The sequence below is a fragment of the Alcaligenes sp. EGD-AK7 genome, assembly GCF_000465875.3.
GTDB classification, from domain to species: domain Bacteria; phylum Pseudomonadota; class Gammaproteobacteria; order Burkholderiales; family Burkholderiaceae_B; genus Alcaligenes; species Alcaligenes phenolicus.
The window spans coordinates 38900-49041 of sequence record NZ_AVOG02000008.1 but is presented as its reverse complement, the minus strand read 5'-3'; the positions used below and the strand labels follow the sequence as shown (position 1 = coordinate 49041).

Below are 10142 nucleotides of genomic sequence, written 5' to 3'. Positions count from 1 at the left end.
CCTTGAATCTGGTCAAGAACCGCCTCAAGCCTTATACGCCTCGCAGTCTGGTCAAGTTTGGTGATTTGCGGCGAGAGTTGGAGCAGGTGCGTGAACAGGGCTATGCCATTAACCGTGGCGAATGGCGTGAGCAGGTCGTGGGGGCGGCTGCGCCTATTTACGATAGTCGTGGAATGGTGGTGGCGGCTTTGGGTATTTCCGGGCCTGCGGAACGTCTGGAGGAAGCCCGGCTGGTTCAGGCCGGTAAAACCTTGATGACGGCAGCGGCACAGATCTCGCGCCGTTTGGGCTATAGCGGCCGTTAAGCTGCTACAGCCCCAGTCAGCTTGCCCTGGCTGCAAGAAGCCGCCCGGATGCCAATTGCCCCCAAAATCTGGATGCGTCTCCAGTTTTTGGGGGCAGTTCCATTCAGGAAAGAAAGTTCAAGATTTTGCGGCTTGCCGGAAGGCCGCAATTCTTTGTTTGAGGCCGGGTGCGGAAGCAGAGCGTACCAAGGCTGCCATATCCCGATCAGCTTGTTGTGGGCAGCCCGTTAACTGATGCAGATAGGTGCGACTGGTGGCGTCCAGCAAGCCCGCAGTCTGTTGAGCCTGCTCGATGACAGCAGGCCATGTATCGGGTTCTTGTATGCCGTTAATAAAACCCAGCTGCTCCGCTTTGGCAGCATCAAAAATCTGGCTTCCTGCCAGAAGTTGATGAGCCTGCTGGCCGCCGATCAGGGCAGCCAGTCTGCCCGTTCCCAACGCCAGACCAAACTGCAGTCCAGGCATGCGAAAGCGGGCGTCGGCACTGGCGATGCGCTGACGGCACACGGCAATCAAGTCCACGCCTGCGCCAAAGTTCTGCCCATGCGCCAGGGCCAGGGTGGCGCAGGGCGTATAGGCCAGCATCTGCAAGAGGGTTTCAATGCGGATAAAGCGCAGTACCAGGTCCCCCTCGCTTTCTTGCTCGTAGTCGCTGAAGTCAAAACCGGCACTGAAATTGCGGCCTTCACCGCGCAATATCAGCAGATCCGCCTGGGCCTTTTCCGCGGCCTGCACGGCCGCGATCAAGGCTTCGACCAGATCGGCCGACAAGGCATTGCGCTTGTCAGGCCGGTTCAGCGTCAGTGTCCAGACTTTGCCCGCGCAGTCCACGATCAAGCCGGGACTGCTGCTGCAATACGGCTCTGTCATGGGGTAACTCCGTGCAAGATGCTGTCGTTATGTTCGCCCAATGCCGGGGGGGCCATGCGGACGGGCAAGCCCACTCCATTGATACGCAGGGGCGAGACAAAGGTGCGCGTCTCGGTGTCTGTGCCCGGCAGGCGAATGTTTTGCACCCACTCCATGTGCTCGACCTGCGGGTCTCGCAGCACGTCGGAATAGCGGTTGATGGGACTGCAGGGTACGCCTTGGGCACGGAATTGCGTCAGCCAATGTTCGGAGTCGTGCTGCGCAAAAATGGCTTCCAGCAGTTCACGCAAGGCGTCTTGATGTTTGGCGCGCAGGGTGGTGCTGGTGAAACGCTCGTCCTCGATCAGGTCCGGGCGTTCTACAACCTGACAGACGGAGCGCCACAGCGCATCGTTGCCCGCTGCCATGGCGAAGTAACCGCCTTTGCACTGGAACGCCTGGTAGGGGGCATTGCGTGGGTGGGCGGAACCCAGCTTGTCCGGGTCGCGACCACTGCCGAAATACTCGGAGGTTTGCAGTGCGGCGATGGCCAGGGTGGTCCCCAGCATGGGCACGTCGATATGTGCCCCCTGACCGGTGGCGCGGGCTTGAGGCAAGGCGGCACTGATGGCAAACGCCGCATACAAACCGGCCGCAAAGTCCGCCAGTGGAACTCCGCATTTGACGGGGGCTCCACCTGCTTCGCCCGTCACGCTCATCACGCCGCTCATGGCCTGAATCGTCAGGTCAAAACCGCCTTCCTGCGAGCGGGGGCCGCTTTGTCCGTAGGCAGAAATTGAGCAGTACAGCAGTCTGGGATTCAGGGCCTTAAGGCTTTCATAATCCAGCCCCAAGCGCTGCATGACGCCGGGCCGATTGTTTTCCAGCAAGACGTCTGCATCCAGTACCAGTTGGCGTGCCTTGGCTACATCTTCGGGGTTCTTCAGATCCAGCGTTACCGAGCGCTTGTTGCGGTTCAGCGAAGCAAAGTTCTCGCTATATCCTTGGTTGATGGGCGGCCAGCTTCGCAAGGTGTCACCCCCTTTGGGGTGTTCGATCTTGATGACGTCAGCCCCCATATCGGCCAACAACATACCGCAGTACGGGCCAGCGGCCACATTGCAAAATTCCAGTATCCGAACCCCGTTCAGGGGCAGTGTCGTATCCATGAATCAGCTCCAGAGCATGATAGGTAGATGGGGGCCGACAGGGCCTTATGCGTTCACATCAACCACGATGCGGCCGCGTACCTTGCCTTCCAGTAACTGGCCGGCTTGATCAATGGCTTGGGAAAGTGTGATGGTGCTGGCGCCGATGCGCTCCAGGGCTTCGATAGACAAATGCTTGGCCAGCAAGTCCCAGGCCGCCAGGCGCTCGGGTTTGGGGCAATGGACGCTGTCCACCCCAATCAATTGCACACCACGCAGAATGAAGGGGGCCACGGAAGCGGGGAAATCCATGCCCTGGGCCAGACCGCAAGCGGCGACTGCGCCCAGGTATTGCGTGCCTGCACAAACATTGGCCAGGGTATGGCTGCCTACGCTGTCGATGGCTCCGGCCCAGCGCTCCTTGCCCAGTGGCTTGCCCGGTTCGCTCAAGGTGTTGCGGTCCACAATCTCGCTGGCGCCCAGCGCCTTCAGATAGCTTTCTTCCTGAGGTCGGCCTGTGCTGGCCATGACGGTGTAGCCCAGGGCATGCAGCAGGGCCACGCTGACACTGCCCACGCCACCCGCGGCACCTGTCACCAGAATCGGGCCCTTGTCCGGCGTGACGCCTTGGCGCTGCAAGGCACGCACGCACAGGGCAGCGGTATAGCCGGCGGTGCCTATCATCATGGCTTGCTGGGTAGAGAAGGCCTCAGGCAGGGGAATCAGCCAATCGCCTTTCACGCGTGCCTGTTGTGCCAGGCCACCCCAATGTACTTCGCCCAAGCCCCAGCCATTGAGCACCACTTTCTGGCCGGACTTGAAATTCGGGTCGCTGCTGTCGGTCACCGTGCCAGCAAAGTCGATGCCGGGCACCATGGGGAACTGGCGCACTACGGGGGATTTACCCGTCATGGCCAGGCCGTCTTTGAAATTCAGGGTGGAGTAGTCGATGCGGACGGTAACCTGGCCTTCGGGCAGGGCGGACTCGTCCAGGGATTGCAGGCTGGCTTTGTATTGGCCGTCGGTTTTGTCGATGACGATGGCAGAGAACATGAGTGAATTCCTTCGATCAGTTAAGGGTTTGTGTTCTGATATTTGGAACAGCGTTCTTTAAATTGACATGGAAAAGCAGTGTTTTCATTTTATCCAGAAGCTCGTTGCGGTCAAGCCCAATGCGACCAGATGATCGAACTGGGGAAATCCCGAAGGGGTTTAATAGTTGACACCTGAAATCAAATATCCCACTATTTGAACCGTTGTCCTAAGTTACTTGTGTTGTTGCTGTCTGTTGTATTCAAGCCGTTCTCACGGCATTTTTAATATCAAAAACAAGAACAGCGTTCTATATATTGGAACACAAAGAGAGAAAAACTCTCACACAGGAGGCAAGGATCATGTTCAGTTCTTTTTTTTCGCGCACAGGGCTTCTACGCACAGTGCTGGTCTCGGGACTGGCGGCAGTCAGCAGCTTTTCTGCCCCGGCGGCCATCGCGGCCGATACCTATCCCAGCCGTGAAGTGACCTTTGTGGTTCCCTATCCCCCAGGTGGTAACAGCGACAATCTGGCGCGTCTGTTTGCCGACCGTCTGCGCGTCAAGCTTGGCGTTCCCATCGTGATTGAAAACCGGCCCGGCGGCACCACCTCACTGGGCACGTCTATCGTGGGTCGCGCCAAACCCGATGGCTACACCTTGTTGCTGGCCACCAGCACCGCCTTTACCGTGCTGCCCTATATACGAGACGTGCCTTATGACCCGATCAAGGGCTTTGATTTTGTAGGCAGTCTGGCCGGTTACCTTCCCATCATGACGGTGCGCAATGATTTGCCCGTCTCCAATTTGAAAGAGTTTGTCGAGCTGGCCCGCAAGGAGCCCGGCACCTTGACCTATGGTTCGGCAGGTATAGCGTCTGGCGGTCATTTGGCGGGAGAGATTCTGGAAAAAGCCGAGAAACTGGACTTGCTGCATGTGCCGTTCAAAGGCTCGGCAGACACCATGACGGCCTTGATGGGCAATCACATCGATTTCTTTATTGATGGAGTCGGGCTGGAGCTGGTGAAGAGCGGCAAGGCCAAAGCCCTGGTGACCTATGCCAGCGTGCGTCATCCCGAATTGCCGGATGTGCCCACACCGAAAGAAGCCGGTTTTGATCTGGCCCTGCCTTTTGAAGGGTTCTGGGGGCTGGCGGTGCCGGCTGGCACCCCTGACGATGTCATGAAGAAGCTGGCTAAGGCTACCGAAGAAATTCTGGCCGAGCCGCAGACTCAAGAGCGTTTCCACCGCATCAGTGTCAGTGCCAGCTGGAAAGACGGCGATGCGTATGCCAAGGATCTGGAGCAGAGTCGGGCTTATTACAGCGAGCTGCTCAAGACCATCAAGATGAGCGATGACTAAACGCTCACAGAACCACCAACAGGAGACAAACGTGATGGAAACCGTCACTTGCGCCAGCACGCTGGACGCTTTGCTGGACCCGGCATCCATAGCTTTGGTCGGCGCCTCGGAAGATCAGTCCAAGTTTGGCGGGCGACTGTTCCGTATGCTGCTCAAGCACGGTTATGGCGGCAAGGTCCTGCCTATCAATCCCAGCCGCAGCAGTTTGTTTGGTTTGCCCGCTGTGCCCGGTCTGGCTGCACTGGATAGCGCTCCGGATCTGGCCGTGTTTACGGTGGGGGCCGATACCGTTCTGGAACAGGCGCAGATTGCGGCCCAAATGGGGGTACGCGGTTTGCTGGTGATCTCCGCAGGCTTTGCTGATGCAGGCGAGCGCGGGCTGGAACGCGAGCAGGCCTTGCTGCGTATCTGTCGTGACTCGGGCATGCGACTGATCGGCCCCAATTGCCTGGGCATGATCAGCCCCAGCCGCAGTCTGGTGCTGTGCTCTTCGCCGGTGCTGGACAGAGACAGCCTGCCGGAGCGGCCTATTGGTTTTGTCAGCCAAAGCGGTGCCTTGATGACTACCTATTTTGATCGGGCCTGGGCGATGGGCGGTGGCTTTACCTACGGTTTTTCGGTGGGTAATCAGGCTGACCTGGATCTGTGCGACTTTGTGGATTTCCTGATTGATGATCCCAAGACGCAAGTGATCTGTACTTATATAGAGGGCATTAAAGATACCCAGTCTTTGCGTCGCACAGCTCGTCGGGCGCAGGCCGCGGGCAAGCCCTGGCTGGCCGTCAAGGCAGGGCGCTCCAGTGCGGGCAAGGCGGCCGCCTTTTCGCATACTGCCAGCGTAGCGGGCGACCATGATGTGTTTGCCAGTGTCTGTCGCGATGAAGGCATCAGCCTGATGGACGATATGGGGGCCATGCTCTTGCTGGCAAACAGCATGGTGCGCTTTACCAGCAACAAGATCTCCAAAGTTGCGATTGTGACGCCTTCGGGTGGCGGTGGGGCCTTGGCTGCAGATGCTTTGGCAGAGCATGGCGTGGAACTGTCCAGTTTTTCCGCTACTACCAAGCAGGCTCTGGCTGCCCACTACCCGGCAGGGCAGGCGGATAACCCGGTTGATCTGGGAGCGCGTCTGACGCAGGACTCCACCGAAGTGGCCCGCGCTACTTTGGATGCCTTGATGCAGGATCAGCAAAGTGACGCGGTATTGATCACGGCTTCCATGTGTCCGCAGGAGTGGATGGCGGCCCTGATTGAAAAAATCATCCATCCCGAACCGCACTGGGCCAAGCCCGTCATGGTGGCGTTTGATGCGGGCGTAACGTCCGAGCCTTTGCGGCAGAAGCTGGCCCAGCATGGCCATGCGTATGCCAGCTCCAGCCTGGAAGCAGCGCTGGCCTTGTCCGCCTGGAAACGTCACGGTCAGTTTGTGCCGCGCCAGCAAGCCTTGCGTCCCAGTGCCTGCCAAGCGCCCACGGTCATGCCGCGCGGTGTTTTGAATGAAGATCAGTCCAAACGTCTGCTGGCGCATTACGGCCTGCCCGTGAATCTGGGCCAGGTGTGCGAGGACGTGGAACAGGCCGTGGTGCAGGCCGAGCAGATTGGCTATCCGGTGGTGATGAAGATTGTGTCTCCCGACATCGTCCATAAAACCGAGGCGGGTGGGGTGGCGCTGGATGTGGCCGACGACGCCAGCTTGCGACGCGATTTTGCCCGGCTCTACGCCAATGCCAAAGCCTATAAAGCAGATGCCCGTCTGGAAGGCGTTTTGGTACAGGCCATGGCCAAAGGGGATGTGGAACTGCTGATCGGGGCACGTCAGGATGCGCAGTTTGGCCCGGTCGTGGTGTTTGGTGCAGGCGGCATTCTGGTGGAAATGCTGTCGGACCGGGTGATTGCCGCGGCCCCTTTAACCCTGGCTGATGCAGATCGACTTTTATCTACCTTGATGATCGACAAGCTGCTGAAGGGGTACCGGGGACGCATGCTGGATCGTGACGGTGTGCTCGATGCGATTATGCGTGTCAGCTTCCTGGCCCACGACTTGCGCGACACCAACTTTGAATTGGACATCAACCCCTTGATCGTGGCGGCTACCCGCTGTCACGCCGTCGATGCCCGCCTGTCCATAGGCGAATAAAACCAAAACCTATTCTTTGAAAAATACCCAGGAGGAGTAAACCATGTCGGATTATCAGTGCATTCTTGTAGAAAACCATGATGACGGTGTTTCCATCTTCACGATCAACCGTTCTGATCGCCGCAATGCCTTGAGCGCTACCGTGGTCAAGGAACTGCAGCAGGCATTTCTGGCCTTTGACGAAGACCCCACACGCCGCGTAGCCGTGCTGACCGGGGCAGGCAATGACGCTTTTTCTGCCGGGGCGGATATTAATGAGTGGCCCGAGTTGTGGCGCGCCATTCCCACGGTAGGCTTTGAAACCGACAAGCCCATTATTGCGGCCGTCAGCGGTTGGTGCGTGGGGGGAGCCCTGGTGATGGCCATGATGACGGACTTGCTGGTAGCGTCCGAGAGTGCCAAGTTTTCTTACCCCGAAGCCAAGCTGGGCTTTACCGGCGGCATCATCTCGGGCCTGGCCTCGCGCATTCCGCATCATGCCGCCATGGAAGTGATCTTGTTGTGCCGCACGCTGGAAGCCCGCCGTGCTTACGATCTGGGTTTTGCCAATGAAGTGGTGCCGGTAGGCGAGCAAGTCCAGGCTGCTGTGCGTATGGCGCAGGACTTGGCCAAGATGTCGCCGCGTGTTTTGCAAACCTTGAAGCGCTTTATCAATAATGAAGTGCTGACGCGCGGCCCGTCCGAGCAGATGGCGCGCACCATGCGGCAACTGAAAGCGATCGAGGATAGTTATGATGCCAAGGAAGGGATGAACGCGTTCAAAGAAAAACGTGCCCCGGTGTATCTGAACAAATAAGAACTGATTCACGAATTGGGCCGCAAGGCCCAGTCAACTATGGAGACATCCCCTTATGCACCCCCGTTTTGAGCGTTTTATTCAAGGGATGAATGAATTGACCGTCCGCCCGGCTGTCGCCGAGGCGGATATCCTGCGTGATGGCCGTGTCCTGCTGGGCGAACTGGTGGCCCAGGACGATTGGCTGGCCCCGGAGTACACCCAGCCCCATCCCCAGTTTTATCAGCAGTACTTGCTGTATTGCTGTCCGCAGGAACGCTTTTCCGTGGTCAGCTTTGTGTGGGGTCCCGGCCAGAAAACCCCTATCCACGACCATACCGTGTGGGGCTTGATTGGTATGTTGCGTGGCGCGGAACGCTCCCGGCCTTTTGACCGTGATCCCGATACCGGCCATATGACAGAACAAGACACACAGACTCTGGAACCAGGCGTGGTGGAAGTGGTGTCACCCACGGTGGGTGATATACACGAGGTCTCCAATATGTATGACGACCAGGTATCCATCAGCATTCACGTTTATGGTGCGGATATCGGCAAGGTACGCCGTCACGTCTTTGACCCGCAGACTGGGCAGGCCAAGGAGTTTGTCTCCGGCTATGCCAACCGTCCGGCTGTCGCGTGAGTCAAGTGGTGTTGTTGGGCAGGTGCCCAATACGGGCGCCAATAATCATTTCCTGAATCCAGCGGTAAAGCAGCACGGAGTAATCACGCTGGGCGACTTTCTCGTCCAGTGCGTGGTTGCTGCCTTCCAGCACTCGATGTGTCAGGGAATGAGCCTGACTGAAGGCTTGGCGATACGTTAGCAAGGTCTGGCGGGGAATCAGCTCATCGTATTCCGCTTCAAACAGCAAAACATCTCCCGTGAATTTGGAGCAGGCCTGCAAGGCGCGGTTCTCTTGCGGAGAATGAGTATGCAGACGGTAGTCCTGCAGCAACTCTCGATTGAGCTGATCCTTTGGAGACAGCCAGTCGTCGTCCGGGTACAAGGCAGGAGCCAGCAAGCTGAGCCAGCGTACCGATCGAAATTCACTTAACAGGCAGGCCAGATAGGCGCCATAACTGTGCCCCACAATGGCGATGGAGCTGGAGTCCACCATAGGGTGGCTGCTCAAGGTGTCGAAGGCCGCGCAGATATCCTGAAAGTTCTGTTCTCGGGTGACGTTCTCGCGCTCGTGCTGATTGGAATTGTGTCCGGCAAGATCAAAGGTCAGACAAATACAGCCCATACCGGCAATGGTGTGGGCGCGTTTCAGGTCAAAGTGCTGGCTGCCGCCCCAACCGTGCACGAACAAAATGCCAGGGACAGGGGATTGGGGGACTAGCAGGCGTGCATCCAGGTGCTGATGGGGCACTTTGATGGTGGTGTTGAAAATTTCCGTACTCATGATGGCAGTGGGCCGCCGAAGCGGGCAAGATACGCCTCGTCTTCTTGGTCGAGGCTGTAAAGATGAGGGGAGTTTTTCACCAGGCTGGCATCGTCCAGATAGCGCTCGCGTGTCCATGCGTGAGTATGTTGGAGCTCAGGGTGGCGTTGCAGGGTGCGGATGGCCAGAATCTCTGCAATGGACGCTCCGCCAAAACGCCAGGAATGTTCCAGTACGGCTGCCTTGTAGTGGCCACGCGCATTTTTACCGACGATGAGGTCATAGTTGCGACGTGAGGCATACAGTTCAGGAAAGGCCTGCCTGATGTTTTTTTCGTAGCTTATGGTCAGCTCAAGCAGATGCTCAATGCGCTTCATGCCCGAGAGCTGCAGCAACTGCTGAAACCCGCCGCGAACCAGTAGCAAGCTGGAGCCGCCATATACGGACTCGTGCTGCAGGTTGGTGGTCTGGTGTTGCTGGCCGATATAGGAAAAAAGATGCTCGCCCACCTGGGTCTGGCCGATGCTGAAGGTCTCGCCATCGAGCAGGTTCTCCTCCAGTACCAGACCCTGTTCCAGTTGACTCTGCCACGGCGGCAGGTTCAAGAGCTCTTCCAGCTCTTGACGGCTGTAGATCACCTTCTGGCCTTTGCCTGCATTAGCACTGGCCAGTTTGGCCCGTATGCCGGTCTGGCCTGCTTCATCCAGAAGGCTCATTGTGCGTAGCGCGTCGTTTCTTGAAAAGACGCTGTAGCCTGGCAAGACCGTGTGCCGTAACGCCAGGCCCAGCTCATTGTTCCAGCCTTCCGGGCGGTCCATATCGTCCTGGGGAAGGGGATGGGCGACGGTTTTATGGGCCAGAAAGTCATATGGCACTACACCCCCATACAGTTGGGAGGCCTGTTCGATACCCAGTTGTCGCGCCTGCTCCAGGCTCAAGGTCTGCAGGGGGAGGTAGTAAGTGTTTCCGGAGCTGGGCTTTAGCTGGTCTTCATAGTCAATATGGACTCGAGGCAGATCCAGGAATTGCGCCAGTTCCCTGGCCATGAATTCCAGACTTTGGAGCGCGCCCTTGTTGCAGCCCTTGCTGGGCAGGCTGATTTGCAAGGAGGTCTTGGGCGTAGAGGTAAGTATCTTGCTCATGGGGCCAT

General features: G+C 58.0%; 10 protein-coding genes. 5 read left to right on the top strand and 5 right to left on the bottom strand.

What is annotated here, in order from left to right; translation table 11 throughout:
• Positions 1-305, top strand: a 305-nt coding sequence (locus tag N879_RS08190; RefSeq protein WP_022983324.1) for an IclR family transcriptional regulator domain-containing protein, incomplete at its 5' end; no start/stop codon positions are given.
• Between the two features lie 117 nt (positions 306-422).
• Here the strand turns inward: N879_RS08190 and N879_RS08185 are convergent.
• Genes N879_RS08185 through acuI form a run of 3 tightly spaced genes read right to left on the bottom strand, consistent with a single transcriptional unit; the run spans position 423 to position 3355 of the window.
• On the bottom strand, positions 423-1175 hold the full coding sequence (locus tag N879_RS08185) for an enoyl-CoA hydratase/isomerase family protein (protein WP_009460760.1): 753 nt from the start codon (positions 1173-1175) through the stop codon (positions 423-425).
• Positions 1172-2323 (bottom strand): CaiB/BaiF CoA transferase family protein, encoded by a 1152-nt coding sequence (locus tag N879_RS08180; protein ID WP_009460762.1) that lies wholly within the window; start codon positions 2321-2323, stop codon positions 1172-1174. The genes N879_RS08185 and N879_RS08180 overlap by 4 nt, the downstream gene beginning before the upstream one ends.
• Before the next feature lie 45 nt (positions 2324-2368).
• Positions 2369-3355 (bottom strand): acrylyl-CoA reductase (NADPH), encoded by a 987-nt coding sequence (gene acuI / locus N879_RS08175; RefSeq protein ID WP_009460764.1) that lies wholly within the window; start codon positions 3353-3355, stop codon positions 2369-2371.
• A 341-nt stretch (positions 3356-3696) separates the two neighbouring features.
• Here acuI and N879_RS08170 point away from each other — a divergent pair, with 341 nt between their 5' ends.
• Genes N879_RS08170 through N879_RS08155 form a run of 4 tightly spaced genes read left to right on the top strand, consistent with a single transcriptional unit; the run spans position 3697 to position 8250 of the window.
• Positions 3697-4695 carry a Bug family tripartite tricarboxylate transporter substrate binding protein gene (locus tag N879_RS08170; RefSeq protein ID WP_022983323.1) on the top strand — a complete coding sequence of 333 codons (999 nt, stop codon included), beginning with the start codon at positions 3697-3699 and terminating at the stop codon, positions 4693-4695.
• 34 nt (positions 4696-4729) lie between these two features.
• On the top strand, positions 4730-6832 hold the full coding sequence (locus N879_RS08165) for an acetate--CoA ligase family protein (RefSeq protein WP_009460768.1): 2103 nt from the start codon (positions 4730-4732) through the stop codon (positions 6830-6832).
• Between the two features lie 43 nt (positions 6833-6875).
• Positions 6876-7628, top strand: coding sequence for an enoyl-CoA hydratase/isomerase family protein (locus N879_RS08160; protein ID WP_009460771.1), 753 nt, complete (start codon positions 6876-6878; stop codon positions 7626-7628).
• A gap of 55 nt (positions 7629-7683) precedes the next feature.
• Entirely contained in the window at positions 7684-8250 is a 567-nt protein-coding gene (locus N879_RS08155; RefSeq protein ID WP_009460773.1) for a hypothetical protein, read from the top strand.
• Position 8251: 1 nt separating this feature from the next.
• Here the strand turns inward: N879_RS08155 and N879_RS08150 are convergent, their stop codons facing one another.
• Complete coding sequence (locus tag N879_RS08150; RefSeq protein WP_009460775.1) at positions 8252-9013, bottom strand: alpha/beta hydrolase family protein; 762 nt, start codon at positions 9011-9013, stop codon at positions 8252-8254.
• Positions 9010-10134, bottom strand: coding sequence for a DUF3182 family protein (locus N879_RS08145; RefSeq protein ID WP_009460777.1), 1125 nt, complete (start codon positions 10132-10134; stop codon positions 9010-9012). The genes N879_RS08150 and N879_RS08145 overlap by 4 nt, the downstream gene beginning before the upstream one ends.
• Positions 10135-10142 lie beyond the last annotated feature (8 nt).

Coding starts and splice junctions, on each gene's coding strand:
- N879_RS08185 (WP_009460760.1), bottom strand. CDS start 1,175: ATGACAGAGCCGTATTGCAGCAGCAGTCCCGGCTTGATCGTGGACTGC.
- N879_RS08180 (WP_009460762.1), bottom strand. CDS start 2,323: ATGGATACGACACTGCCCCTGAACGGGGTTCGGATACTGGAATTTTGC.
- acuI (WP_009460764.1), bottom strand. CDS start 3,355: ATGTTCTCTGCCATCGTCATCGACAAAACCGACGGCCAATACAAAGCC.
- N879_RS08170 (WP_022983323.1), top strand. CDS start 3,697: ATGTTCAGTTCTTTTTTTTCGCGCACAGGGCTTCTACGCACAGTGCTG.
- N879_RS08165 (WP_009460768.1), top strand. CDS start 4,730: ATGGAAACCGTCACTTGCGCCAGCACGCTGGACGCTTTGCTGGACCCG.
- N879_RS08160 (WP_009460771.1), top strand. CDS start 6,876: ATGTCGGATTATCAGTGCATTCTTGTAGAAAACCATGATGACGGTGTT.
- N879_RS08155 (WP_009460773.1), top strand. CDS start 7,684: ATGCACCCCCGTTTTGAGCGTTTTATTCAAGGGATGAATGAATTGACC.
- N879_RS08150 (WP_009460775.1), bottom strand. CDS start 9,013: ATGAGTACGGAAATTTTCAACACCACCATCAAAGTGCCCCATCAGCAC.
- N879_RS08145 (WP_009460777.1), bottom strand. CDS start 10,134: ATGAGCAAGATACTTACCTCTACGCCCAAGACCTCCTTGCAAATCAGC.